This is a genomic window from Rhizobium chutanense, assembly GCF_002531935.1.
Taxonomy (GTDB): Bacteria; Pseudomonadota; Alphaproteobacteria; order Rhizobiales; family Rhizobiaceae; genus Rhizobium; species Rhizobium chutanense.
In genome coordinates this window covers 97,881-121,139 of the sequence record NZ_NWSV01000012.1, presented here as the reverse complement: position 1 = coordinate 121,139, position 23,259 = coordinate 97,881, and the positions used below count along the sequence as shown (strand labels likewise).

22 protein-coding genes are annotated in these 23,259 nt (G+C 62.2%); 12 read left to right on the top strand and 10 right to left on the bottom strand.

Annotated features, from left to right (window positions below; all coding sequences use genetic code 11):
- Nucleotides 1-47: 47 nt before the first annotated feature.
- From CO666_RS19200 to CO666_RS19190, 3 genes are read left to right on the top strand one after another with little or no spacing between them, the layout of a single operon-like run.
- The gene (locus tag CO666_RS19200) at nucleotides 48-932 is read left to right on the top strand and encodes a carbohydrate ABC transporter permease (RefSeq protein WP_097613782.1); all 885 of its coding nucleotides are present in this window, start codon (nucleotides 48-50) and stop codon (nucleotides 930-932) included.
- 10 nt (nucleotides 933-942) lie between these two features.
- Entirely contained in the window at nucleotides 943-1,857 is a 915-nt protein-coding gene (locus CO666_RS19195) for an ABC transporter permease subunit (protein WP_097613781.1), read from the top strand.
- A 12-nt stretch (nucleotides 1,858-1,869) separates the two neighbouring features.
- Nucleotides 1,870-2,979: a sn-glycerol-3-phosphate import ATP-binding protein UgpC gene (locus CO666_RS19190; RefSeq protein ID WP_097613780.1), complete on the top strand. Its 1,110-nt coding sequence runs from the start codon at nucleotides 1,870-1,872 to the stop codon at nucleotides 2,977-2,979.
- A gap of 6 nt (nucleotides 2,980-2,985) precedes the next feature.
- On the opposite strand, the gene CO666_RS19185 is transcribed toward CO666_RS19190, so the two are convergent.
- Nucleotides 2,986-3,459: a cupin domain-containing protein gene (locus tag CO666_RS19185; RefSeq protein ID WP_097613779.1), complete on the bottom strand. Its 474-nt coding sequence runs from the start codon at nucleotides 3,457-3,459 to the stop codon at nucleotides 2,986-2,988.
- Between the two features lie 91 nt (nucleotides 3,460-3,550).
- Between CO666_RS19185 and CO666_RS19180 the strand changes: the two genes are divergently transcribed.
- Nucleotides 3,551-4,087 carry a carboxymuconolactone decarboxylase family protein gene (locus CO666_RS19180; protein WP_097613778.1) on the top strand — a complete coding sequence of 179 codons (537 nt, stop codon included), beginning with the start codon at nucleotides 3,551-3,553 and terminating at the stop codon, nucleotides 4,085-4,087.
- Here the strand turns inward: CO666_RS19180 and CO666_RS19175 are convergent.
- Nucleotides 4,084-4,854, bottom strand: coding sequence for a TIM barrel protein (locus CO666_RS19175; protein WP_097613777.1), 771 nt, complete (start codon nucleotides 4,852-4,854; stop codon nucleotides 4,084-4,086). The two genes, CO666_RS19180 and CO666_RS19175, sit on opposite strands and share 4 nt — an antisense overlap.
- Nucleotides 4,855-4,994: 140 nt before the next feature.
- Here CO666_RS19175 and CO666_RS19170 point away from each other — a divergent pair, with 140 nt between their 5' ends.
- Complete coding sequence (locus CO666_RS19170; RefSeq protein ID WP_097613776.1) at nucleotides 4,995-5,783, top strand: SDR family NAD(P)-dependent oxidoreductase; 789 nt, start codon at nucleotides 4,995-4,997, stop codon at nucleotides 5,781-5,783.
- Nucleotides 5,784-5,958: 175 nt separating this feature from the next.
- Nucleotides 5,959-6,423, top strand: a complete 465-nt coding sequence (locus tag CO666_RS19165) for an RrF2 family transcriptional regulator (protein WP_097613834.1) — start codon at nucleotides 5,959-5,961, stop codon at nucleotides 6,421-6,423.
- A 6-nt stretch (nucleotides 6,424-6,429) separates the two neighbouring features.
- Here CO666_RS19165 and CO666_RS19160 read toward each other — a convergent pair whose 3' ends face one another.
- Entirely contained in the window at nucleotides 6,430-7,554 is a 1,125-nt protein-coding gene (locus tag CO666_RS19160) for an acyl-CoA dehydrogenase family protein (RefSeq protein WP_097613775.1), read from the bottom strand.
- A 262-nt stretch (nucleotides 7,555-7,816) separates the two neighbouring features.
- Here CO666_RS19160 and CO666_RS19155 point away from each other — a divergent pair, with 262 nt between their 5' ends.
- Nucleotides 7,817-8,593 (top strand): metallophosphoesterase family protein, encoded by a 777-nt coding sequence (locus tag CO666_RS19155; RefSeq protein ID WP_179869719.1) that lies wholly within the window; start codon nucleotides 7,817-7,819, stop codon nucleotides 8,591-8,593.
- A 10-nt stretch (nucleotides 8,594-8,603) separates the two neighbouring features.
- Here CO666_RS19155 and CO666_RS19150 read toward each other — a convergent pair whose 3' ends face one another.
- The 3 genes from CO666_RS19150 to CO666_RS19140 all read right to left on the bottom strand — a co-directional run bounded on the left by CO666_RS19150 (nucleotide 8,604) and on the right by CO666_RS19140 (nucleotide 14,766).
- The gene (locus CO666_RS19150) at nucleotides 8,604-11,789 is read right to left on the bottom strand and encodes an efflux RND transporter permease subunit (protein WP_097613774.1); all 3,186 of its coding nucleotides are present in this window, start codon (nucleotides 11,787-11,789) and stop codon (nucleotides 8,604-8,606) included.
- Nucleotides 11,786-12,964: an efflux RND transporter periplasmic adaptor subunit gene (locus tag CO666_RS19145; RefSeq protein ID WP_097613773.1), complete on the bottom strand. Its 1,179-nt coding sequence runs from the start codon at nucleotides 12,962-12,964 to the stop codon at nucleotides 11,786-11,788. Before CO666_RS19145 ends, CO666_RS19150 begins: the two co-directional genes overlap by 4 nt.
- Before the next feature lie 257 nt (nucleotides 12,965-13,221).
- Nucleotides 13,222-14,766, bottom strand: a complete 1,545-nt coding sequence (locus CO666_RS19140) for a cation:proton antiporter (RefSeq protein ID WP_097613772.1) — start codon at nucleotides 14,764-14,766, stop codon at nucleotides 13,222-13,224.
- Between the two features lie 245 nt (nucleotides 14,767-15,011).
- On the opposite strand from CO666_RS19140, the gene CO666_RS19135 reads away from it, so the two are divergent.
- Genes CO666_RS19135 through CO666_RS19125 form a run of 3 tightly spaced genes read left to right on the top strand, consistent with a single transcriptional unit; the run spans nucleotide 15,012 to nucleotide 18,226 of the window.
- Nucleotides 15,012-15,476 carry a MarR family winged helix-turn-helix transcriptional regulator gene (locus CO666_RS19135; protein ID WP_097613771.1) on the top strand — a complete coding sequence of 155 codons (465 nt, stop codon included), beginning with the start codon at nucleotides 15,012-15,014 and terminating at the stop codon, nucleotides 15,474-15,476.
- On the top strand, nucleotides 15,469-16,692 hold the full coding sequence (locus CO666_RS19130) for an HlyD family secretion protein (RefSeq protein WP_097613770.1): 1,224 nt from the start codon (nucleotides 15,469-15,471) through the stop codon (nucleotides 16,690-16,692). The genes CO666_RS19135 and CO666_RS19130 overlap by 8 nt, the downstream gene beginning before the upstream one ends.
- Nucleotides 16,685-18,226, top strand: coding sequence for a DHA2 family efflux MFS transporter permease subunit (locus CO666_RS19125; protein ID WP_097613769.1), 1,542 nt, complete (start codon nucleotides 16,685-16,687; stop codon nucleotides 18,224-18,226). The genes CO666_RS19130 and CO666_RS19125 overlap by 8 nt, the downstream gene beginning before the upstream one ends.
- Nucleotides 18,227-18,308: 82 nt before the next feature.
- Here CO666_RS19125 and CO666_RS19120 read toward each other — a convergent pair whose 3' ends face one another.
- From CO666_RS19120 to CO666_RS19110, 3 genes are read right to left on the bottom strand one after another with little or no spacing between them, the layout of a single operon-like run.
- The gene (locus CO666_RS19120) at nucleotides 18,309-18,926 is read right to left on the bottom strand and encodes a DNA-3-methyladenine glycosylase (RefSeq protein WP_097613768.1); all 618 of its coding nucleotides are present in this window, start codon (nucleotides 18,924-18,926) and stop codon (nucleotides 18,309-18,311) included.
- Nucleotides 18,927-18,974: 48 nt separating this feature from the next.
- Nucleotides 18,975-19,289: a hypothetical protein gene (locus CO666_RS19115; protein WP_097613767.1), complete on the bottom strand. Its 315-nt coding sequence runs from the start codon at nucleotides 19,287-19,289 to the stop codon at nucleotides 18,975-18,977.
- 23 nt (nucleotides 19,290-19,312) lie between these two features.
- Entirely contained in the window at nucleotides 19,313-20,221 is a 909-nt protein-coding gene (locus CO666_RS19110) for a LysR family transcriptional regulator (protein WP_097613766.1), read from the bottom strand.
- Between the two features lie 119 nt (nucleotides 20,222-20,340).
- Here CO666_RS19110 and CO666_RS19105 point away from each other — a divergent pair, with 119 nt between their 5' ends.
- Nucleotides 20,341-21,084 (top strand): SDR family oxidoreductase, encoded by a 744-nt coding sequence (locus CO666_RS19105; RefSeq protein WP_097613765.1) that lies wholly within the window; start codon nucleotides 20,341-20,343, stop codon nucleotides 21,082-21,084.
- 253 nt (nucleotides 21,085-21,337) lie between these two features.
- Here CO666_RS19105 and CO666_RS19100 read toward each other — a convergent pair whose 3' ends face one another.
- Nucleotides 21,338-22,249, bottom strand: a complete 912-nt coding sequence (locus CO666_RS19100; RefSeq protein WP_097613764.1) for a LysR family transcriptional regulator — start codon at nucleotides 22,247-22,249, stop codon at nucleotides 21,338-21,340.
- A gap of 164 nt (nucleotides 22,250-22,413) precedes the next feature.
- On the opposite strand from CO666_RS19100, the gene CO666_RS19095 reads away from it, so the two are divergent.
- Nucleotides 22,414-23,226 carry an alpha/beta hydrolase fold domain-containing protein gene (locus tag CO666_RS19095; protein ID WP_097613763.1) on the top strand — a complete coding sequence of 271 codons (813 nt, stop codon included), beginning with the start codon at nucleotides 22,414-22,416 and terminating at the stop codon, nucleotides 23,224-23,226.
- Nucleotides 23,227-23,259 lie beyond the last annotated feature (33 nt).

Genomic DNA, 23,259 nt, shown 5'->3' with positions numbered 1-23,259 from the left:
GGAGGCGAACTCGCCGCCCGTGCCCAACCAGGCCGAAAACGACCACCATGGAAAAGCGCGTCACCTTCTCCTCGACGACGATCGGACTGCTCTTCGCGTTTCCGATGCTGCTGCTGATCTTTGTCTTCTTCTATTGGCCGAGTGCGCAGGCGCTCTATTGGGCGTTCACGCTCGAACAGCCATGGGGCGGCGGCAATGCCTGGGTCGGTTTCGACAATTTCAAGCAATTGCTCAGCGATCCGATCTATTGGGAATCGATCACCCGCAGCATGATCTTCGGCTTCAGCTCGACGGCGATCGCCATGGCGATGGCGCTGATCCTGGCGCTTTTGACCGATCGTGAATTGCGCGGCCATAAAATCTACCGGTCGGTCTTCATCTGGCCCTACGCGATTGCCGCTCCGGCTCTCGGTCTTGCCTTCCGCTTCATTCTGGCGCCGGAGGCTGGCCTTCTCTCGGTCATCAATCATGTCTGGCCCGGTCTCTGGAACCCGGCGCTCGACGGCAAGGACGCGATGATCGCCGTGATCATCGCCTTTTCCTGGAAATATATCGGCTATAATTTCATCTTCTTTCTTTCGGCGCTTCAGGGCATTCCGCGTTCGCTGATCGAGGCCGCGGCCATGGACGGCTCCGGGCCGCTGCGACGCATGTGGGATCTCCAGCTGCCGCTGCTGACGCCGACGCTGTTTTTCCTGCTCGTCATCAACATCACCGAAAGCTTCCAGGATTCCTTCGGCATCGTCGACGTCATGACCCAGGGCGGGCCGGCACGGGCGACGGAACTCATGGTCTACAAGATCTATTTCGACGGCTTCAGGGGGCTCGATTATTCCGGGGCTGCGGCCCAGTCGATCATCCTGATGGCGCTCGTCGTCCTTCTCACCATCTTCCAGTTCCGCTTCATCGAGCGGCGCGTGCACTACAAGTGAGGTCGCCGATATGATCGAACGCACGCCGATATTCAACTTCATCTGCTATACGCTTCTGGCGCTCGGCATGGTGATCGCGCTTCTGCCTTTCTTCATCGTCATCGTTGCGTCGACGCTCGATCTGGAGACGGTCAACCGCGTACCGCTGCCGCTGACCCCGAGTTCGCATTTCTGGGAAAATGCACAGACTGCCTGGGTCCGTGCCGATCTCGGCAACAAGCTGATCCATAGCATCATCTTCGCCACGGCTGTCGGCGCCGGCAAGGTCATCCTTTCGGCCATGGCGGCTTTCTCGATCGTCTACTTCCGCTTCCGCGGCCGGCATCTGATCTTCTGGATCATCTTCATCACGCTGATGCTGCCGCTGGAAGTCCGCATCGTGCCGACCTATTCGATTGCGGCCAACGCGCTGCAGCCTTTCCAGACGATCCTCGATATCACGGGAATCACCGCGCTGGTCGCCTGGGTGTCCGGCATCCAGATCAAACTCGAATGGGGTCTGCTGAATTCCTATACCGGTCTCGTGGCCCCGCTCGTCGCCACCGCGACCGGCACCTTCCTTTACCGCCAGTTCTACCTGACCGTTCCGGACGAGCTTGCCGAGGCGACGAAGATGGATGGGGCCGGGCCCGTCCGCTTTTTCGTCGATATCCTGCTGCCGCTGTCGCGGTCGAACATGATCGCGCTCTTCACCATCATGTTCGTCTGGGCCTGGAACCAGTATCTCTGGCCGCTGCTCGTCACCACCGATCCGAATTTCGGCATTGCGGTGACGCAGCTCAAGACCCTCATTCCGTCCGAATTCGGCCTGCCCGACTGGAACGTCGCCATGGCCGGTACACTTATCATCATGTCGCCGCCGCTGCTGCTCGTCATCCTGATGCAGCGCTGGTTCGTGCGCGGCCTTATCTCCACCGAGAAGTGAAGGAGCAGTCCTGTGGCACCGATCTCAATCCGTGATGTGAAGAAGAGCTACGGCAAGCATCCCGTCGTTCACGGCGTCGACTTGGAGATCCAGTCCGGCGAATTCATCGTCATCCTCGGCCCCTCCGGCTGCGGCAAGTCTACGCTGCTGCGCATGATCGCCGGGCTCGAGGAAATCACCGGCGGCGAAATCGCCATCGACGGCCGCGTCGTCAACCGGCTGGAGCCACGCGAGCGGGGTTGCGCGATGGTGTTCCAGAATTATGCGCTCTATCCGCACATGACGGTCGCCGAGAATATCGGCTATGCCTTGAAAGTGGCGGGTGTGGCGAAGGCGGAGCGCAGCCGTCGCATTGCCGAGGTCGCCAAGGCGCTCAGCCTCGAACCCTTCCTCGACCGCCGGCCGGCCGCCCTTTCCGGCGGCCAGCGCCAGCGCGTCGCCATGGGCCGTGCGATGATCCGCGAACCGAAGGTGTTCCTCTTCGACGAGCCGCTGTCGAACCTCGACGCCAAGCTGCGCATCGCCATGCGCGCCGAAATCCGCCGCCTGCACCGGCGCCTCGGCGCCACCTCGATCTTCGTCACGCACGACCAGACCGAGGCGATGACGCTGGCCGACCGGCTGGTGGTGATGAACGGCGGCAGGGTGGAGCAGGTCGGCACGCCGGAAGAGGTCTATCATCATCCGGTCTCCCGTTTCGTCGCCGGCTTCGTCGGCACGCCGGCGATGAACTTGCTCGAAGGCACGATCAACGACGAGGGCGTCTTCGTCTACGATCAGAGCCGCAAGATCGTGCTGCTGCGCGAGCGCGCAGCACAGCTGAAAGGCAAGCGCGTCGTGCTCGGCATGCGCGCCGAAGCCGCTCGGCTGGTGGCCCCGGATGCGCCCGGCGCATTGGTCGCGACAGCCGATTTCATCGAAGAACTCGGCGCCAGCCGCGTCGTTCATGCCGATTTCGACGGGCTGCCCTTTGCCGTGGCGCTGACCGAGGCCGTGACGGTGAAATCGGGTGATACGATCGGTATCGCGATCGATCACAATGCAATCCACCTCTATGCCGCCGATACCGGCCGGATCATCGAGAACACGGCGGTGAACAGCGCCGCCGCCGTTCATGCCTGAGCGGCGTCAGCGGTGGATGGGGTCGACCCAGGGGACGTCTTCCGGTTTCTCGACCGGCTCGATATCCAGGTTGACCACAACCGGTTCCTGGCCCGAGCGGACGAGCACGCATTCCAGCGTCTCGTCGCGGCTGGCATTGATCTCCTGATGCGGCACATAGGGCGGGACGTAGATGAAATCGCCGGGGCCAGCCTCGGCGGTATATTCCAGATGCTCGCCCCAGCGCATGCGGGCCTTGCCCTTGACGACGTAGATGATGCTTTCGAGATCGCCGTGATGATGGGCGCGGGTCTTGGCATTGGCATGGATCGTCACCGTGCCGGCCCAGATCTTTTCGGCGCCGGCGCGGGCATTGTTGATCGCGGTGGCGCGGTTCATGCCCGGCGTCTGTGCGGTGTTCGGATCGAGCGAGTTGCCGGGGATGACCTTGACGCCGTGCTCCCGCCAGTCGATGTGAGAATGATCGTGGTCGCCGCTCATGCCTAGCCTCCGCATTGATCGGGTCAGTCTAGGCGGGAGTATTGTGGTGGCCAAGCGGATTTACCTCGATGCAGCAGAAAGAGCGGACCCAATGAGCCATCTCCCGCAGATCGATTACGACACCGCTTCGCCAGAGGTTCGGGCGGCGCATGACGAGGAAGTCAGGCTGCGCGGGCGCATGACCAACATGAAGCGCACACTGCTGCATTCGCCGGTCGCACACCGCATCTATGCCGAATGGTTCACGCTGCGGGCCGAGCTCAATCCTGTCGTCAGCGACCGGGAGATCTGGATCTTCTCGCATGCGATCTCGAAGGCGGCGAAATCGAAGATCGCCATCACCTTCTTTCGACGGGCGCTGATCAACAAGGGCTTTGATCCCGATGCGCTTGCTTTTTCCAACAATGAAGCACTGCTCGATGCTTTCGGCAGGGCGATCGTTGCCGATTCCAACGCCGTGCCGGCGGAACTCTGGGCGGGGCTGAAGGAGCGCTACGAGACCAAGGTGCTTGTCGATCTCATCGCCTTTGCCGGCATCATGCTGGCGACCGCGGTGTTCAACAATGTCGTGGAGGTCGAGTTCGACCCCGAGCTTGAAGCCTTTGCCGAAAGCGCCGGCTCAGCCTAACCGCCGAGCGAAGCGATCGCAGCCCTGACGGCGTCGGCGCCGGGTCTCATCGGCCGATATTCCAGGCCGACGGCGCCGTCATAACCGTTGGCGAAGATCCAGTTGAGGCGGTGAGCGAGGTCGATGCCGCCGGAGCCCGGTTCGTTGCGGCCGGGATGATCGGCGACATGGACGTGGAAAACACGGTCGAGACGGCCGTCCAGCACCGCTTCGGTGCGTTCGTCCATGATGGCGGAATGGTAGATGTCGTAGACGATGCCGATCTCGGGGCGAGCGACGTCGTCAATGATGTCGAGGCCTTCGCGGGTCGAATCGAGGAAATAGCCGATATGGTCGATGCGGATGTTGAGCGGTTCGACGCCAAGGCGCACACCGCTGCCTTCAAGGATATCGGCGCCAGCTTTCAGCGTTTCGGTGAGCGCCCGGCGCTGCTCTTTGCGGCTCAGGCCCGGAAGATCGTCTCCGGCCTGGGCGATCAGCACCGGCGCACCGAGACGTTTGGCGACAGCGACGGATTCGGCAAGGCCTTTCAGCCAGGACTGCCGGTTGGCGGCGTCGGTCAGCGCGATCATCGGTTCGGCGACGAGGCTGGTGACGACATGGCCGGTTTCCTTCAGCGCCGCCTCGATGGCATTCAGATCCTTGTCGCTCCAGCGCCAGAATTCGATTGCCGTCAGGCCGGCGGTATGGGCGCGGCGGATGCGATCTGGAAAGCTGTCGCCTTCTTCGGCAAACAGCCACTCTATGCAGGCTGAATAACGTCGCATGAAAGCTCCTTCCAAGGGCGGATGCAGGCTGCGACAGATCGCAGCCTGTCGCAAGAGGCGTTCGGACGCTTGACGCCCGAATTCATTGGCGGAACACTCGGCACGTCAGGCCGGGACCGCCGGCCGCTGCGGAGGAAGACATGGATCTCGGATTGAAGGGAAAGACGGCCGTCATAACAGGCGCGTCGGTCGGCATCGGACTGGCGATCGCCGAGGGACTGGCGGCCGAGGGCGCCAATCTCGTGCTGGCGGCGCGCGGCGGCGAACGGCTCGAGGCGGAAGCCGCCCGTATCGCCGAGAAGTACGGCGTCGATGCCGCCGCTGTTGCCGCCGACGTTGCGACGGCTGGGGGAACGGAGGCGATCATTGCTGCCGCGGCCGAAAAGGGCGGCGCCGATATCCTCATCAATAATGCCGGCACCGGCTCGAACGAGACTGTCATGGAGGCGCCCGATGAGAAGTGGCAGGCCTATTGGGACCTGCATGTGATGGCCGCCGTGCGGCTGGCGCGCGGCATCGCGCCGCAGATGAAGGCACGCGGCGGCGGCGTGATCCTGCACAATGCCTCGATCTGCGCCGTCCAGCCGCTGTGGTACGAGCCGATCTATAATGTCAGCAAATCGGCGCTGATGATGTTTTCGAAGACACTCTCGACCGAGCTCATCAAGGACAATATCCGCGTCAACTGCGTCAATGCCGGCCTGATCCTGACGCCCGACTGGATCAAGACCGCCAAGCAGCTGACGGCTGAGACCGGCGGCAACTGGGAAGGCTACCTGCAGAGCGTCGCCAACGAGCACGCCGCCTCCAAACGCTTCGGTACGCCGGAGGAGCTGGCAAACGTCTTCGTCTTCCTGAGTTCGGAGCGCGCGAGTTATTGCATCGGCTCGACCTATTTCGTCGATGGCGGCATGCTGAAGACGATCTGAACGAGGTTGCCGGCAGAGGACGCGGCAGGCCGATCCTTCTCGAGGCTGCCGCAGTCCTGTGGATGTTGCCGAGATAAGCTATAAATAATAGCTATTTTGTTGTATGTTCACGCTTTTGACGCTATTTGCCTGCTATTGGCAGGATAAATACTGCGATTTCCACAAGGCGACGACGATGCTGACGAAAAAGGGAAAATACGGGCTGAAGGCGCTGGTCGATCTGGCGCGGCTGGCGCCGGGAGAAACCGCCTTCATCAACGACATCGCGTCGCGCAACAATATCCCGAAGAAGTTTCTCGATACGATCCTGCTCGAACTGCGCAATGTCGGCATCCTGCGTTCGAAGAAGGGGCCGGGCGGCGGCTATTCCCTGTCGCGGCCGGCCTCGGAAATCCGCATCGGCCATGTCATCCGCACATTGGACGGTCCACTGGCGCCGATCCGCTGCGCCAGCCGCACGGCATACGAAGCCTGCGACGACTGCGCCGATCCTGAGACCTGTCAGGTGCGGCGCTCGATGACCGATGTCCGGGACGCGATCGCCGCCATTCTCGACAATATGAGCCTCGAACAATTCGTTTCCGACGGCGGCCGCATCGACGGCGACAAGGAAGAATTTCCGATCTCGGCCGCCAGCTGAACAAGACTAGGCGCCGCCGACTTTCGAGCGATATTCGCCTGCGGCGCGCAACAGTCTATCGCGCGGCAGCGATAGCGCGTGAATGCGGGCGTTACGCCAATGCCGGTCGAGATTGAGCCCGATCCCGGCCGATGTTTCCCCCGCCAGTTCGAACAGCGCGTTTGCAGTGCCGAGCGCCGTTTCCCCAGCAAGAATGGCGGCCGCCGAGGCGGAGAAATGCGCGTCCGCCATCGCGGCCTCCACAGGATTGACTTGGGCGATATCGAGTTTGCGGCCGGCCCGTTCCAAGGCCGCTGCTGCCGTTTCGATATGGAGGGCGTGTTCGCCCAGCCGGGGAAGGACGTGGGTGCCGTCGCCGACCGTGATCGTAAGGTCGGTCCAAGCGGCCCGCGCAATGCCCAGGCTAACGCCGCCCTTCAGCAGCAGGCCCAGCGAGATGCCGGTCGAAGATCCGGAGGAAAGGGCGGGCACAATGGTATCGGCATTGACATGAAGCGTGCCGACGATCGCCGTCGCCGATCCGTTGGTGCGTTGACCGAAGCCATCCCAATCGTCGACCACCTGCACACCTTCGTCGCCGCTTGCGAGGTAGAGCATTACCGGACGGCTGGGCGGCGTGGTGGCGGCAGCGGCGATCCAGTCGGCGAAGAGAATGCCCGGCGCCTGCCGCGTGCGCCCGCTCAGGCGATAACCCGGGCCTTCGGCCGTCAGCTCGGTGCCGTCGGCGAAAATGGCGCCCGCGAAACGGTCGCCTTGCAGCACGCGGGCAAATAGCGATGCCTGCAGATCCTCGGTCGCCTGGGTGCGGAGCGTCTCCAGCGCGCAGAAATGGCTTTCCAGGGCTTCGCCGATCGAAGCGTCGCCCTCGGCAATGATCGCAACGATTTCGGCAAGCAGGGCGTTCGACATGTCGAGCCCTTCATAGTCGGGCGGAACGGTGATCGCCGTCAGCCCCGATATCGACAGCGCGTCCAGCTCGGCATGAGGCAGGATGCGGTTGATATCGCGTTCGCTCGCCTGATGCCGGAATGCGTCGGCGAGGTTGCGGGCCGTGGATATCGCCTCTTCTTCGCTTTCGATGCGGTGCGCGGGAGGCCTGAGGCTGCGATGAAACTGCGATATCGTTCCCACCGATCACCCTTTCCTACAGCGCAACGCATCTTTCCAGACGTGTAAAATCCGCTGCGACACGTTGACTCCTCGCATCATGCTTTCTGAAAGTCGATCCGCTTTCACGGCCGATGCGATGGACACAGGAGTGAGGGATTACCCCGCGCATGATAAGGCCGGTTTTTCTACAAAAGCCGAGTGGTTTGAATTTTCCTACCAGCTTGATCGCCTTGTCCTTCGCGCTATTTACGGTCAGCTGGGGCCTTCTAGATCGAGAAACATGATGAGCGACTCCCTTGCGCGCAACAGCGAGGTTTGGAAAATGGCACGCCAGCAGAGACCACGTCTGACGCTGGATATTGCCGCAATTCCGACCTATGCGATCGGCGACATTCACGGCCGTTACGACCTGCTTGTTAAAGCCGAGGAGGCGATCTTGCGTGATGGCGCACGGCTGCCGGGGCGCAAGCTGATCGTGACGCTCGGCGACTATATCGACCGCGGCCCGCAATCGGCGCAGGTGATCGACCACCTGATGGAGCCGCCGCCTGATGGTTTCGACCGCATCTGTCTGGCCGGCAATCATGAGATCGCCATGCTCGACTATATCGATGGCTGGGCGTCCTATGACGACTGGATGCGGATGGGGTCGGCGCAATCGCTTAAATCCTATGGCCTCGATCCGGAGCATCTACCGCTGATCTTCCCTTCCGGCGTCCAGCTCGATGCTTTCATCCGTCATTCATTGCCGCACACGCATGTCGATTTCATGCGGGCGATGCCCATCATGCTGGACACGCCGAACGTATTGTTCGTGCATGCCGGCATCGATCCGACGCTGCCGCTTGCCGCGCAAACGGACGAGGACCTGGTCCTCATCCGCCACCGCTTCCTTGAGAGCAGGGTGCCGCTGCCGAAACTCGTCGTGCACGGTCATACGCCGAACGACGCGCCGGACATTCGGCCCCGGCGGCTCAATCTCGACACACGCGCCTATCGCAGCGGCAAGCTCACCGTCGCTCGCTTTTGGCAGGGCCAGGTGCATCTGTTCTCCACCTGACCTTGCCGCTTTAGACCGTTTCTCTCTCGACCGGGGCAGCCTCGACCGTCTTTTCAACCGGCTGCTTGCGGCGCCAGCCGCGCAGCACGACGTAGAAGACCGGTGTCAGGAAAAGGCCGAAGATCGTCACGCCGAGCATGCCCGAAAAGACGGCGGTGCCGAGCGACTGGCGCATTTCGGCGCCGGGACCGGTGGCGATGGCGAGCGGCAGAACACCGAAGATGAAGGCGAAAGCCGTCATCAGGATCGGGCGCAGGCGAAGATGGCTGGCCTCGATGGCGGCCTCCACCGGCGACTTGCCTTCCTCTTCCGCTTGTCTTGCGAATTCGACGATCAGAATGGCGTTTTTGGCTGCCAAGCCGATCAGGACGATCAGGCCGATCTGCGTCAGGACGTTGTTATCCATGCCTCTCAGTGAGACCCCGATCAGTGCGGCGAGCACGGCCAGCGGGACGATGAGAATGATCGCGAGCGGCAGAACCCAGCTTTCATATTGAGCCGCCAGCGCCAGGAAGACGAAAATGACGGAGAGGGCGAAGATGTAGACGGCAGTGTTGCCGGTATGGGTTTCCTGATAGGCGAGTTCCGTCCATTCGAAGGTCGTTCCGGGCGGCAGGATCTTGGCCGCCAGTGCCTCCATCTTCTTCAGGGCATCACCTGTCGAGGTGCCTGGCGTCGGATTGCCCTGGAGCGGTACCGAGACATACATGTTGTAGCGTTGAACGAGGGCCGGGCCGCTGGAATCCTGGATGTCCATCAGGGTTCCAAGCGGAACCAGTGCGCCGGTCGCCGATCGGACCTTCAGCGCGAGGATGTCGTCCCGGTCCATGCGGTATTGCCGGTCGGCCTGGGCGCGAACCTGGTAGACGCGGCCAAATGCGTTGAAGTCGTTCACGTAGGCGACGCCGAGGTTGATCGAAAGCGCATTGAAGATATTGGGGATCGGCACGTTCAGGAAGCGTGCCTTGTCGCGGTCGATCGACAGGAAATATTGCGGGCTGGCATCGGAGAATGTCGTAAAGACACCGGTCAGCCCCTCGGTCGTCGCAGCAGCTCCCATCATCTGGCGGGCGAGGCCGAGCACGCGCGTCATGTCGGGGTTTTCAAGATCGGAGATCTGCATCTTGAAGCCGCCGGAATTGCCCACACCGCGCACGGAGGGCGGCGGGATGGCGATGATGAAGGCTTCCTGGATGCTCTGCAGCTTGCCGAAGAGCTCGCCGATGATCTTGTTGGCGCTGTCTCCGCCTTCCTCGCGTTCGGCGAAGGATTTGAACGGAACGAAGACGACGCCCGCATTCGAGGCATTGGTGAAGGTCGCGCCGCTGAAGCCGGCAAACTGCACGGCGTTGCCGACGCCGGGCACGGTTCGGGCGATATCGCCCACCTGTTTGACGACGGCATCGGTCCGGGCAAGCGAGGCGCCGTCGGGAAGCTGCACCACGACGATCGCGTAACCTTGGTCCATGGTCGGGATGAAACCCGAGGGAACCCTGGTGCTCATGTACCAGGTCGCGCCGAGAAGGGCGGCGAAGGCGAGCATGGAGCAGGTCAGGCCCACCCAGCTTCTGACGAGGTGCCGGACAACCCAGGAATAGCCCGAACTCATCCGGTCGAAGCCGCGGTTGAAGCCGTTTGCGAGGCCTGACCCCAGGCGTGAGGCGATGCTCTTGCGCTTGGTCTCGTGATCGTGGGCTTTCAGCAAAATGCCTGCAAGCGCCGGCGAAAGCGTCAGGGAGTTCAATGCCGAGATTGCTGTCGTGACGGAGATCGTCACCGCGAACTGCCTGTAGAACTGGCCCGAGATGCCGGGGATGAAGGCCGTCGGTACGAAGACCGCGATCAGCACCAGCGAGATCGCCACAACAGCGGTGCCGACTTCGTCCATCGTCACGTGGGAGGCCTGCTTCGGCGACATGCCGCGCGCCAGATTGCGCTCGACGTTTTCCACCACCACGATCGCGTCGTCGACGACGATGCCGATCGCCAGCACCAGGCCGAAAAGCGTCAGCATGTTGAGCGAGAAACCGAAGGCGAGCAGGATGGCGAAGGTGCCGATCAGCGAGACGGGAATAGCGACGATCGGTATGATCGCGGTCCGCCAGGATTGCAGGAAGACGAGAACGACGATGGCCACCAGGATGGCTGCTTCGGCGATGGTCCTGTAGACCTCGTCGATCGAATCCGAGATGAATTCGGTCGTGTCGTAGACGATGCGATATTCCAGTCCCTCCGGAAAATTCTGGGAGATATCCTTCATCAGCGTCTGGACCTGATGGGCCGTATCGAGAGCGTTGGTTCCCGGCCGGGCGAAAATGCCGAGAGCGACCGCCGGGTCGTTGTTGAGGTAACTGTTAGTGACGTAGTCCTGCGCGCCGAGTTCGATGCGGGCGACGTCCTGCAACTGCACGAGCCGGCCTGCTCCCGTCGACTTGACGATGACATAGCGGAACTCGCGCACATCGGAGAAACGCCCGTCCGTTCGCACCGTATATTCGAAGGCGTTCTTGCCGGTCACCGGCGGCGCGCCGATCTTGCCGCCCGAGACCTGGACGTTCTGGTCCCTCAAGGCGGAAACGACGTCGTCGGACGTCATGCCGTAGGCGGAGAGTTTTTCCGGATCCAGCCAGATGCGCATCGAATATTGCCGCTCGCCGAAGATCTGCACGTCGCCGACGCCGTCAAGGCGCACGAGCACGTCGCGGATGCGGTTGCGGGCATAGTTCGAGACGTAGAGCTGGTCGTAACGGTGCGACGGCGACAGGAGGTGCACCACCATCATCAGGTCGGGCGAACTCTTGTCGGTGGTCACGCCGAGCCGCTGAACCTCCTCGGGAAGACGGGGGAGCGCGATGGAGACGCGGTTCTGGACAAGCACTTGGACTTTGTCGAGATCGGTGCCGAGCTTGAAGGTGATCGTCAGCGACATGGCGCCGTCGGCGCTGGAGTAGGACGACATGTACAGCATGTCTTCGACGCCGTTGATCTGCTGCTCGAGCGGGGTCGAAACGGTGTCGGCGATGGTCTGCGGGTCGGCGCCCGGATAGGAGGTGCGCACGACGATGGTGGGCGGCGCGATCTCCGGATATTGGGAGACCGGCAGCTGCGTATAGGCGATGCCACCGACGACGAGAAAGAGGATCGAGATGACGGCCGCAAAGATCGGCCGGTCGACGAAGAAATGGGCGAATCTCATTGTCCGCTCTCCGCATTTGCGGATTCGGGCGGCGTATCCTGCCGCTCCTGCGGCAGTTCGCTCATCTGCGGCGTGATGGTCGAACCCGGTCGCGCCCGCATCAGACCGTTGACAATGATCGTCTCGGTGCCGTCGAGGCCTTCACGGATGACGCGATAGCCGTAGAGCCGCGGTCCGGGCCGCACCGGCTTGGTCGAAACCTTGCCCTGCGCATCGACGACATAGACGACGCGTTCGTTCTGGTCCGAGCCGATTGCCTCGTCCGGGACGAGAATGGCCTTATAGGTATTGGAGGCTGCGACCTGCACACGGCCGAACAGGCCCGGCTGCAGGACAAGATCGGGATTTGCAAGCCGGGCGCGGATGCGGATGGTGCCGCTCTCATTGTCGACCCGGTTCTCGGCGAAATCGAGTTTCCCCATGAAAGGTTTGGCCGTGGGGTCGGAAATCGTGACGGATACGTCGACGCCACCGCCGCCGAGTTGCAGATCCTTGCCCTGCTTGCGCGCGGTGTCGGCGAAATTCAGCAGGCGCCGCTCGTCGACGTCGAAATAGAAATCGATCGGATCGAGGGAGACGATCGTGGTGAGCACCGTCTGGTCGGCCTGCACGAGATTGCCGGTCGAAAGCAGGCGGCGGTCGATCCGGCCGCTGAGCGGCGCCTTGATCTCGGTATATTCGAGGTCGAGAGCTGCGCGATCGGCGGCGGCCTGAGCGCCGCGGACATTGGCCTGGGCGGAATCGAATTCGCGGCGGCGATCGTCCAGCGTCTGTGCGGATTGGCTGCCGCTCGAAGCGAGCGACTGGGCGCGTTTGTACTGCGCATCGGCAAAGACAAGGGTGGATTGCGACGCTTCGAGCGTGGCCTTTGCCTGGTTGAGCGCGGTGATGAACGGCCGTTGGTCGATGACGAAGAGCAAGTCGCCCTGTTTGACCAGGGCGCCGTCCTCGAAATGAACTTCCTGCAGGTATCCGCCGACACGCGAGCGGACGGAGACTTCGTCGACCGGTTGGAAACGGCCGATGAATTCGTCGTTATCGACGACATCGCGAACCACCGGTTTTGCGACGGTGACGGGAGGAGGAGCAGCCGGTGCGCCCTGCGCCATTGCGGCCAGAGGCATGAACGTGGCGATGCAGCCAAGCGCCAACATCTGTCGAAGCACGTAAGTCATACCGGTCCTCCAATCTCGACGGCCGATCGACTGCCGACGAAGCTAAGATGAAGTGATGCTATTCAGGTCTTTGCTTTGAACGAAGGCCTCGGCCCCCGCGATTTCCCCCGGTGTCCAATCCTTGGAAAGGAAGGCCGGCACGCAATGCACATCGGAAAAATCGTAACGCTAGGAACTGGATATAAACGGCAGCGGCGAAAAATAGCAAATGCCAATTGGCTGCGGTTGCAGAATCCGTTCAAACTTCATGGGTCACGTCAGCTCTCGACGATCTCGTCGCGGCCGGGCGGCAGGACGGCAAGCTCGGCCCAATCGAGCTCCTGTTCCAGCATGTGGAAAACATCGTCGTCGATCTCGTCGGCACGGCGCATCGCCGCCAGTCTGCGGCGTTTGGCGGCAATGACGCTGCGGCGCTGCTTGTCGAGTCTGCTGACTTCGCGCGGGTGTTTTCCGTCGGCGGCGATCTCCCGCTCGGAGTTGTAAACGTCGCGCAGGATGCGGGTGGATTTGTCCTCGCTGCCGGCGAGTGCGGCAAGTGCTGCGTCGATCAACGCGACGCGGGTCCGAGTGAGATCGCGGTCCAGGGAGGTGTCCGGGTCGAATTTCAGCAAACGGATCAGCGGCCCGAGCGTCAGGCCCTGGACAATGAGCGTGCCGAGAACGACGGCAAGGGCGCTGAGCAGAATGATGTCTCGATCAGGGAAGTCGATCGGCAGGGCGAGCGCGGTCGCCAGCGTGACGAGGCCACGCATGCCGCACCAGCCGGCAAGCAGGCTGGTCGCGAAGGTGGGAGCGGCTTGCTTGGTATAGCCGCGCGCGGCAAGGAAGGTGATGACGCGGTTGTAGAAGAGTACCCAGGCCAGGCGGGTGACGATGACGGTGATGAAGACCGCGGCCGCCAAAGTGATCGCGAAATTCAGCCGGCCGGGATCAAGGCCGAGGACGATCTGGCGGACCTGCAGGCCCATCAGCAGGAAGGCGAGCACGTTGAGCAGGAAGACCGCGGCTTCCCAGACCGAATAGGAATGGATGCGGTGGCGGGCGGTCTGCCGCTCGGGCATGTAGCGGGCGATCACCATCGCATAGACGACGATGGCCAGAATGGCCGAAAGGTGGAGCCGCTCGGCGATGATCCAGGTGCCGAAGGTGGCGACGAATTCGAGCAGGGTGCCGCCGAGCGTGCCGGCGAGCTTTACGCCGACGATCATGTAGAGGCGGCCGAGGAGATAACCGAGAATGAGGCCACCCGGTACCGCAAGGGCAAGCTCTGCCAGGGCGCCGCTGAAGAAGGCCGGGCTCGATGCGGCCGCCACCGCGGCGCTGAAGATCAGCAGTGCGACGGCATCGTTGAGAAGGCTTTCGCCCTTCAGGATCACATAGGTCTGGCGCGGCAGATCGAAACGGTCGAGCATGACGGTCGCCGCCGCTGCATCCGGCGGCGCGACGATGGCGCCGAGCGCGACGGCGACTGCAAGCGGCAGGCCGGCCATGGTCATGCCGACGGCGGCGACGGCTGCGGCGGTCAGGACCACGGCGATGGCGGCGAGCGAGAAGAGCGGTAGCCAGTTGCGTCGTAAGGTCCGCGGCGGCAGATCATAGGCGGCGTCGAAGAGAACGGGCGCGATCAGCAGCGCCAGCGCCAGCTGCGGATCGATGGCAACCTCGGGCGCCCACGGCACGGCAGCGACAATGATGCCGGCGATCGCCAGCATCGTGGGATAGGGGACGTGGAATTTCCTGGAGAATTGCAGGAAGACGATCGCCACCAAGAGCAGCGTCAGCATGCTTTCGAAGAACGCCATCGAGCCCTCCTGCGCACCTCCGGCGGAGGCGATCTCTGCTCGAAACTAGGGCCGAAGCCCGGCTGCGACCACTGGACGGAAGTCTTGCATCCCGGAGAGAGACGACGATTGCGAGCCTCCTGGCCACAGCTGCGGCATTTTGGCCGCGCCTGCGAAATCCTGTGGTCGCGCCCTTGCGCACTCGGCATGCTCAATATATCTACCGATATTATAAGTATGCTTATAAATAATGATCTCAGGTTTTCATGAGCGCCACGCCCACACTCGGTTTCCTTCTCCACGACGTCGCACGGCTGCTGCGCAAGCGGTTCGAGCAACGCGCGAAGTGTCTGGGGCTGACACGCTCGCAATGGCAGACGCTGGCCTATCTCTCCAACAATGAAGGCATCCACCAGAGCGGCCTTGCGGAAATTCTCGAAGTCGAGCCGATCACGCTGGTGCGCATCCTCGACAAGCTCGCCGAACGCGGGTTGATCGAGCGCCGCCAGCACCCGACCGACCGGCGCATCTGGCTGCTTTACATGCGCGAGGAGGCGCATCCGCTGCTCGCCGAAATGCGCGAACTTGGGGATGTCACCCGGGCGGAGGCGCTGGAAGGCATCTCTGTCGAGCAGCGCGAACAGCTTTACCAAATCCTCTCCGCAATGAAGACGAACCTGGTGCAGGCTTGCCGAACACCGGTCGAAGAAAATGAGATGAACGATGGCTGATAAACCCTCCCTCCGCGTCGTTGCCGACGCCGATGCCAAGACATCTGTCGAAGAAAATGAAGTCAAACAGCAGGAAACGGTAGCCGAAGCGCCTTCATCCAATTCAGCGCCGGCTACTGCCGTGGCTGCGCCTGGCGGCAACAAGGTCCGCCGCCGGCGCAGTCTCACGCGGCCGATCCTGTTTGCCCTGCTGCCGGTGGCGCTGGTCGTCGGCGGCTATTATTACGTCAATGGCGGCCAGGTGATGTCGACCGACAATGCCTATATCCAGGCCGACATGGTCGGGCTCACGACCGATGTCTCGGGCATCGTCGAGAAGATCGATGTGCATGAGAACGAGGCGGTCAAGGCAGGGCAGGTGCTCTTCAGCCTCAGGGCCGATTCCTTCAAGATTGCGCTCGACGGCGCCAAGGCGCAGCTCGGCGTTCAGCGCAATCAGATCATGAACCTCAAGGCCAGCTACCAGCAGTCGCTCGCCGAGATCACGCAGGCTGAAGCCGATCTGCCCTATTACCAGGATCAGTTCGACCGGCAGCAAAACCTCGTCAACAATGGCAGCGCGACGCAGTCCGCCTATGACGAAGCCAAGCACAATCTCGAAGCGGCGCAGCAGAAGGTGACCGTCGCCAAGGCGGAAGCCGCAACAACGCTCGCCCAGCTCGGCGGCAGCGCCGATCAGCCGGTCGAGGAAAACCCGCTCTACCAGCAGGCTAAATCGCAGGTCGACAACGCCCAGCGCGAACTCGACCACAGCGTCGTCAAGGCGCCGTTCGACGGCATCGTCACCAATGTCAATGCGCTGCAGGTCGGCTCCTACCTGCAGGCGTCGCAGCAGGCCTTCTCGCTTGTCGCCACCGATCATCTGTGGATCGCCGCCAGCCCGAAGGAAACCGAACTCACCTATGTCAAGCCCGGCCAGACGGCTGAAATCTACGTCGACACCTATCCCGGCGTGACCTGGAAGGGCAAGGTTGAGAGCATTAGCCCGGCCTCCGGCTCCAGCTTCTCGCTGCTGCCGGCGCAGAACACCACCGGCAACTGGGTGAAGGTCGTCCAGCGCATTCCGATGCGCGTCAGCATCGAGGATGCTGCAGGCAAGCCGCCGCTTCGTGTCGGCATGAGCACGGTGGTCGATGTCGAGACCGGCCATGCCCGCGGGCTGCCCGATTTCGTCAACAAGCTTCTGGGCCGGCCTCAGGGCAAGGACCATGAGTAACGCTTCCGCCTTACCGGCCACGCCCGTCGCCAATCGCGGCGCGATCACGGCTTGCGTCATTCTCGCCGTCATCATGCAGGCGCTGGACACGACGATCGCCAACGTGGCGCTGCCCTATATCCAGGGCAGCGTGTCGGCCTCGGCCGACCAGATCAACTGGGTCCTGACCTCCTATATCGTCGCGGCGGCGATCATGACGCCGCCGTCCGGCTTCCTCGCCGCCAAGTTCGGCCGCAAGCGCGTGCTGCTCGTCGCCATCGCCGGTTTCGTGGTTGCTTCGGTGCTCTGCGGCCTGGCGCAGTCGCTGAACCAGATCGTCGCCTTCCGCCTGCTGCAGGGCCTGTTTGGCGCATCGCTGGTGCCGCTTTCCCAGGGTATTCTTCTCGACATTTATAGCGTGGAGGAGCGCGGTTCGGCCATGGCGCTTTTCGGCGTCTCGGTCATGGTCGGGCCGGTCCTCGGCCCGGTCATCGGCGGTTGGCTGACCGACAATATCAGCTGGCGCTGGGTGTTCTACATCAACGTGCCGATCGGCGCGCTTGCTTTCGCGGGTATCGTCATCTTCGTTTCGGAAACGAAGAGGGATGCGCTCGCCAAACTCGACTGGTTCGGCTTCGGCATGATGAGCCTGTTCATCGCCGCGCTGCAACTCTTCCTCGACCGTGGCGAGCAGCTCGACTGGTTCTCCTCGGGCGAGATCATGCTCGAAGCGATCGTCTGCGCCGCGGCCTTCTATCTGCTTCTGGTGCACACGCTGACGGCAGAGAAATCCTTCGTCAATCCGAAGCTGTTTCTCGACCAGAACTTCACGGTCAGCATGATCTTTATCTTCGTGGTTGGCGTTACCTATCTCGCCTCGCTGGCGCTGATGACCCCCTATCTGCAGACGCTGATGGGCTATCCCGTCATCACCGCCGGCATCGTCATGGGGCCGCGCGGGCTCGGCACCATGCTCTGCATGTTCATTGTCGGGCGGCTGATAGGCAAGGTCGATACGCGCTTGCTGCTGGTGCTCGGTCTCGGCCTGACCGCCTGGGCGATGTATGACATGACCGGCTGGACGCCCGATGTTTCGCAATGGACGATCGTCTCGGTCGGCTTCATCCAGGGCGCCGGCTTGGGCTTTCTGTTCGTGCCGCTGACGACGATCGCTTTCGCGACGCTGCCCGCCCATATGCGCGGCGACGGCACCGGCCTCTACAATCTGTCGCGCAACATCGGCTCGGCGGTCGGCATCTCGATCGTCTCGGCGCTGATCGTCGAGAACACGCAGAGCAATCATGAATCGATCGCGGCCTATGTGACGCCGTTCAACCATGCCTTCAACGCCGTGGCGGCGCAGGGGCTCAGTCCGGTGACAGCCGCCGGCCGCGCTTCACTCAACGAGCTGATCACGCTGCAATCGACGATCATCGCCTATATGGACGATTTCAAGCTCTTGATGCTGATGTCGCTTGCGGTCATTCCGCTGGTGCTCCTGCTGCGCAAGCCGAAGGCGGCGCCCGCCGTCGACCACAGCGCGGTCATGGAATAGGCTCCAAGCGTTTACGCAATTCTCGGCAAAAGCGCTTCGCGCTTTGCCTGGCAAAACCGCTTCGCACTTTTGCTGGAATTGCTTAGCGAAACGGCTTGCTGAGATAACGTGATCCCTGAATGCCGAAGCGCCATGGTGCTTCGGCATTTTTCGTGATGCCGATGCGTTTTCCCGAGACAACAGGCACCGGCGCCGAGGGCGTGAGCGCGTAAGGCGGGCGGTCGAGCAGCCTGTCGTTGATCGCGATATCGATGCCGAGCGCCTGGCAGAGCTTACCGGGGCCGCTGCAGAGCGCCGTCAGCATCTCGGTGCCGCGCCGCTCCATCATGGCAGGGATTCCCATCTCCGGCTCCAGCGCGCGGATCAGCACGGCCGAGCCGGGATGGCAGACGAAATTCAGGCACCAGTACATGCCATAGATGCGGTAGATGTAGACATTGCCGGGCCGGCCGAACATGGCGCCGTTGCGCTTGGTCGGGCCACGGAAACTGTGCGAGGCCTCGTCATCGGGGAAATAGGCTTCCGTCTCGGTGATCCGGCCGCCGGCGCCATCGACCGTGAGATGGCAACCGAGCAGATCACAAGCGACAGTGATCGCGTCGCGCTCGAAATACGCCTTGAGGCTTTCACCGGCAAGCGCGCCGGCGCCGATCGCGCCCTTTGTCGTTCCACCATCGGTCATGGCCGTGGCAGATACCATTCGCCGCCGCCGCCGTCATCTCAAAACCGTTTCATGCATCAGACTACATTACCGTCCGGCGTTCGGATCGCGCATCGGGATCGTGGATGATGTGACCGACACCGGGTCGCTCGCCGGGAAGGAATCTTCGAGGCCCTCCTCCAGTTCCTCTTCGAGAAGAGCAGGGTCCTTGCTCCGCGCGCCGTCGCCGTGGACCGGTTCGATTGCCGCCGTAAGCAGGGCCTTGGCGCGGGCGACGGCATTTTCCGAGGTCAGCTCGGGCGTGCTTCGCAGCGTCACGGCAATATTGTCTTCGCCTTCGCTGCCGAATTCGACGACGAAGCCGTCTTCCGTCTGGTAGACGGTGATATCGTTGAGTGCCATGGCTGTTCCCTCAATCGCTTATATTAGGAAAGCGCGGTTTCGGAATTTTGTCGAGCGAAGACCTTCACCAGCCAGTCGATGAAGACGCGCACGCGCGGTGAAAGCTGGCGGTTGCGGGGGTAGAGCAGGGAAACCGGCGTCGGGGTCAACGGAAAGTCCTCGAGAACATGGATCAGCGTTCCCTCGGCAAGATCTCTTTCGGCGTGATAACGTGGGATCTGGATCAGGCCGAGGCCCAGTCTCGCCGCTGAAACATAGCTTTCGGCGGCATTGACGGCGACGGTGGCGGGAATGGCGACCTCGCGCACCACGCCGTGGATGATGAATTCGAGCGGCAGCAGCCTGCCGGTGCCGCTGGAGTGAAAGCCGATCATGCGATGGCCGGCAAGGTGGTCCGGATGCTGCGGCAGGCCATGGGCGGCGATATAAGCGGGGGAGGCCAGCGTGATTTCGTCGAGCATGGCGACGCGCCTGATGACCATGTCGCTATCCTCGGGCGTGCCGACGCGCAGCACGCAATCGATGCCTTCGCGCACCAGATCGACCAGCCGATCGCCTTCGCTCATGTGGAATTCGATCTCGGGGTAGGTCGCCAGGAAGGATGGCAGGCTCGGCAGTACGAAATGGCGGGCAAGTGTGCCGTGCACGTCGACACGCAGCAGGCCCTTCGGCCTGGCGTCGGCGAAGGCGCCCTCCGCATCCTCGATATCTCCAAGGATCGACAGGCAGCGCTGGTAATAAGCTTCGCCGTCCAGCGTCGGGCTGACATGGCGTGTTGTGCGCTGGAGCAGACGCACGCCGAGGCGGGCTTCGAGTTGCTTGACCGCATCGGTGACGGTCGAGCGCGGCAGGCCGGTATCCTCGGCGGCGAGGGTGAAGCTGCGGCGGTCCACAACACGGCAAAACACCCGCATGGCATCGAATCTGTCCATCTGTTTGTTCGCCAATTCCGGATAGTGATGCCGAAGAATGCCTGATTATCCGCAGAAGGAAAGAGCGCATCTTTTTCTCATGGAAAACGCGCTGCAGCGCAGGATGAAGGAGAAGGACAATGGCTTCCAAAGAAAACGGCAGGGTGGCGCTGGTGACGGGGGCTTCCCGCGGCATCGGCGCGGCGGTCGCCAAACGTCTCGCCGACGACGGGTTCGCCGTGGTCGTTAACTATTCCGGCGATGCTGCTGCGGCGCAGGACGTGGCTCACGAGGTCGAGAAGGCGGGCGGCAAAGCGCTGACGGCGAAGGCCGATGTCAGCGAGGCGCAGGCAGTTCGCCGCATGTTCGATGCAGCGGAAACTGCTTTCGGTGGCATCGATGTTCTCGTCAACAATGCCGGCATCATGATGCTCTCTCCGCTTGCCGAGGCCGATGACGCCCATTTTGACCGCCAGATCGGCGTCAATCTCAAGGGCACCTTCAATACGCTGAGGGAAGCGGCCAAGCGACTGCGCAACGGTGGCCGGGTCATCAACTTCTCGACCTCGGTCGTCGGGTTGAAGCTCGAAACCTACAGCGTCTACGCCGCCACCAAGGCTGCGGTGGAAACGCTGACGGCGATCATGGCCAAGGAGATGCGCGGCCGCAACATCACCGTCAACGCCATCGCGCCCGGTCCTGTCGCCACCGATCTTTTCCTCAACGGCAAATCCGAGGAACTTATCGCCCGCATGGCGAAGATGAACCCACTGGAGCGTCTTGGCACAGTCGAAGACATTGCCGCAGCGGTGGCCTTCCTCGCCGGCCCGGACGGCGGCTGGATCAACGGCCAGACGCTGCGCGCCAATGGCGGGATGGTCTGACAACGAACCGACGGCGGTTCCTGGCGCCGTCATCGCGATTATGTGAACGAGGTTGCGGAATTTCCCCTTACAATCCTGCGGGGAGTGCGTATATTTGTTCTATCGCAAGAGAGTGGAATTCCCTGCCGCTCTCTTGCGAACCTCCGGAGCCTGCCGCGCCCTTCCTGCGGTGCGACAGGCTTGATGTTCAAAGTTGCACATTCCGGCCCGTTGAAGGTTTCCCCGGCCTTCCGGGCCGTATTTGTTTTGGCGCTCAGCCGTCGTTCAGTTTCGCCTCTACCAAAAGTTTTACCAGCCAGTCGACAAAGACGCGGACCTTGTTGCTGAGGTGACGGTTCGGGGGGTAGACGACATAGAGCGGCAGCGGGTCGCGGCGCCAGTCGGAAAGCACGCGGACGAGTTCACCCTTTGCCATTGGTTCGCGCGCCATGAAAATCGGCACCTGCGCGATGCCGAGACCCGTCAGCGCAGCCGTCAGATAGGTGCGGCTATCGTTGACCGAAGCGATGTAGCGCGGGCTGCTTTCGATCACCTCGTCATGTCGGCGAAATTCGAAGGGCAGCGTCCGATTGTTCTGGGCGCGGAAATAGTTGACCGAGTAATGATCGGCCTCCAGATCCTCCGGCCGTTCGGGCATGCCGAATTTCTGGATATAGCTCGGCGAAGCGCAGGTGATCATCTCGACTTCGGAGACCCGGCGGGCAATCAGCGACTGGTCGGCCGGCGTGCCGGCCCGCAGCGCACAGTCGACGTTTTCCGCAAGATAATCGACCGTGCGATCGCCGACACCGAGGTCGATGCGGATATCGGGATAACGCTGATAAAAGTCGCAGAGTGCGGGAACGACGATCCAATCGGCAAAAGCGCCGGCCATCTCGACGCGCAGCCGCCCGCTCGGCAGGCTCTGCGAATTGGAGAGGCTGCCGTCGAGCTCCTCCAGCTCGGAAATGATCTGGGCGGCGCGTTCGTAATAAAGCGCGCCGTCGGTGGTTACCATGACCCGGCGGGTGGTGCGGTTGAGGAGCTTGGTGCGCAGATGTGCCTCCAAGCCCTGGATGAGATTGGTCACCGTCGCCTTGGGCATGGCGAGCATGTCGGCGGCACGGGTGAAGTTGCCCGTTTCCACCACACGGATGAAGACGCGCATTGCCGAAAGCTGATCCATCGGTTTCAAGTCCGCAGTTTGCGTTGCACCATTATTCGAGAATTGGAATAGTGTAATCGCGATATCGCTTCTTATTCCCTGTTCTGAATAACAATATCTTTTTTGTACAAATTGCAAGCGACAGACGTTGTCTGCTGAAGCGATGTGAAAAGAGACCGGAACCGATGACGGTGGAATGGAAAGATATGATGCTGGATAAGGTGGCCATCGGCCCCGTTTCCGCGCGTGTCTATCAGGGCGCCGATTACGGCAAGGGTCCGCCGATCGTGCTTTATCTGCACGGCGGCGCGTTTCTCGACAGCGAAACGAACGTCGATCGGCCGGTGGCGATGAGTCTCGCCAAATCAGGCGCCATCGTCGCCGCCGTCGATTACAGCAGCCTGTCCGGCAATTTTTTTCCGCAGGCGCTCGAAGTTTCTTTTTCCGTTCTCACCTATCTTGCCAACAAGCGCGCCGGTCTCGGCGACCGCAAATCGCTGCTCTTCGTCGCTGGTGAAGAAGCGGGCGGCAATGTCGCCGCCGGCGTGGCGCTCAAGGCGCGCGACCAGATGCCGGATGCGCTCGACGGCCAGGTGCTGATTTCGCCGCTGCTCGATCCGTTCATGGGCACCTCGTCGATCCGCAAGGCGGAAGCCATCGGAATGCGGCAGCGCTGGACGGACGGCTGGAGCCATTATCTGAGCGGCGGCGGTTGCCATCCCTATGCGGCGCCCTGCCTCTGTTCGCGTCTTTCGGGCGTCGCGCCGGCGCTGATATTCACCGCCGAGGACGATCCTCTGCATGACGAAACGCTTGGTTACGGTGCCCGCCTGAAAAAGGCCGGTGTCGGTGTGCGCCAGCATGTCCTTCCCGCCGGGACGGGCTGGCCCTCGATTTATGGTGGGAAATCCGAGGGAGTGCCCGATTGGCAGGAGCACGTCAGCCGCCATTTCGGAAGCTTCCTTCGGGATGTAAGCGTCCAACCGCAATTGCATTGAAGAAGACCTGATATTTCGGCGGCCTGGGGGCCG

What these genes read in the sequence shown, in the direction of transcription:
- CO666_RS19200 (WP_097613782.1), top strand. Translation starts at nt 48, where the DNA reads ATGGAAAAGCGCGTCACCTTCTCCTCGACGACGATCGGACTGCTCTTC.
- CO666_RS19195 (WP_097613781.1), top strand. Translation starts at nt 943, where the DNA reads ATGATCGAACGCACGCCGATATTCAACTTCATCTGCTATACGCTTCTG.
- CO666_RS19185 (WP_097613779.1), bottom strand. Translation starts at nt 3,459, where the DNA reads ATGAGCGGCGACCACGATCATTCTCACATCGACTGGCGGGAGCACGGC.
- CO666_RS19180 (WP_097613778.1), top strand. Translation starts at nt 3,551, where the DNA reads ATGAGCCATCTCCCGCAGATCGATTACGACACCGCTTCGCCAGAGGTT.
- CO666_RS19175 (WP_097613777.1), bottom strand. Translation starts at nt 4,854, where the DNA reads ATGCGACGTTATTCAGCCTGCATAGAGTGGCTGTTTGCCGAAGAAGGC.
- CO666_RS19170 (WP_097613776.1), top strand. Translation starts at nt 4,995, where the DNA reads ATGGATCTCGGATTGAAGGGAAAGACGGCCGTCATAACAGGCGCGTCG.
- CO666_RS19165 (WP_097613834.1), top strand. Translation starts at nt 5,959, where the DNA reads ATGCTGACGAAAAAGGGAAAATACGGGCTGAAGGCGCTGGTCGATCTG.
- CO666_RS19155 (WP_179869719.1), top strand. Translation starts at nt 7,817, where the DNA reads ATGAGCGACTCCCTTGCGCGCAACAGCGAGGTTTGGAAAATGGCACGC.
- CO666_RS19150 (WP_097613774.1), bottom strand. Translation starts at nt 11,789, where the DNA reads ATGAGATTCGCCCATTTCTTCGTCGACCGGCCGATCTTTGCGGCCGTC.
- CO666_RS19145 (WP_097613773.1), bottom strand. Translation starts at nt 12,964, where the DNA reads ATGACTTACGTGCTTCGACAGATGTTGGCGCTTGGCTGCATCGCCACG.
- CO666_RS19140 (WP_097613772.1), bottom strand. Translation starts at nt 14,766, where the DNA reads ATGGCGTTCTTCGAAAGCATGCTGACGCTGCTCTTGGTGGCGATCGTC.
- CO666_RS19135 (WP_097613771.1), top strand. Translation starts at nt 15,012, where the DNA reads ATGAGCGCCACGCCCACACTCGGTTTCCTTCTCCACGACGTCGCACGG.
- CO666_RS19130 (WP_097613770.1), top strand. Translation starts at nt 15,469, where the DNA reads ATGGCTGATAAACCCTCCCTCCGCGTCGTTGCCGACGCCGATGCCAAG.
- CO666_RS19125 (WP_097613769.1), top strand. Translation starts at nt 16,685, where the DNA reads ATGAGTAACGCTTCCGCCTTACCGGCCACGCCCGTCGCCAATCGCGGC.
- CO666_RS19120 (WP_097613768.1), bottom strand. Translation starts at nt 18,926, where the DNA reads ATGGTATCTGCCACGGCCATGACCGATGGTGGAACGACAAAGGGCGCG.
- CO666_RS19115 (WP_097613767.1), bottom strand. Translation starts at nt 19,289, where the DNA reads ATGGCACTCAACGATATCACCGTCTACCAGACGGAAGACGGCTTCGTC.
- CO666_RS19110 (WP_097613766.1), bottom strand. Translation starts at nt 20,221, where the DNA reads ATGGACAGATTCGATGCCATGCGGGTGTTTTGCCGTGTTGTGGACCGC.
- CO666_RS19105 (WP_097613765.1), top strand. Translation starts at nt 20,341, where the DNA reads ATGGCTTCCAAAGAAAACGGCAGGGTGGCGCTGGTGACGGGGGCTTCC.
- CO666_RS19100 (WP_097613764.1), bottom strand. Translation starts at nt 22,249, where the DNA reads ATGGATCAGCTTTCGGCAATGCGCGTCTTCATCCGTGTGGTGGAAACG.
- CO666_RS19095 (WP_097613763.1), top strand. Translation starts at nt 22,414, where the DNA reads ATGACGGTGGAATGGAAAGATATGATGCTGGATAAGGTGGCCATCGGC.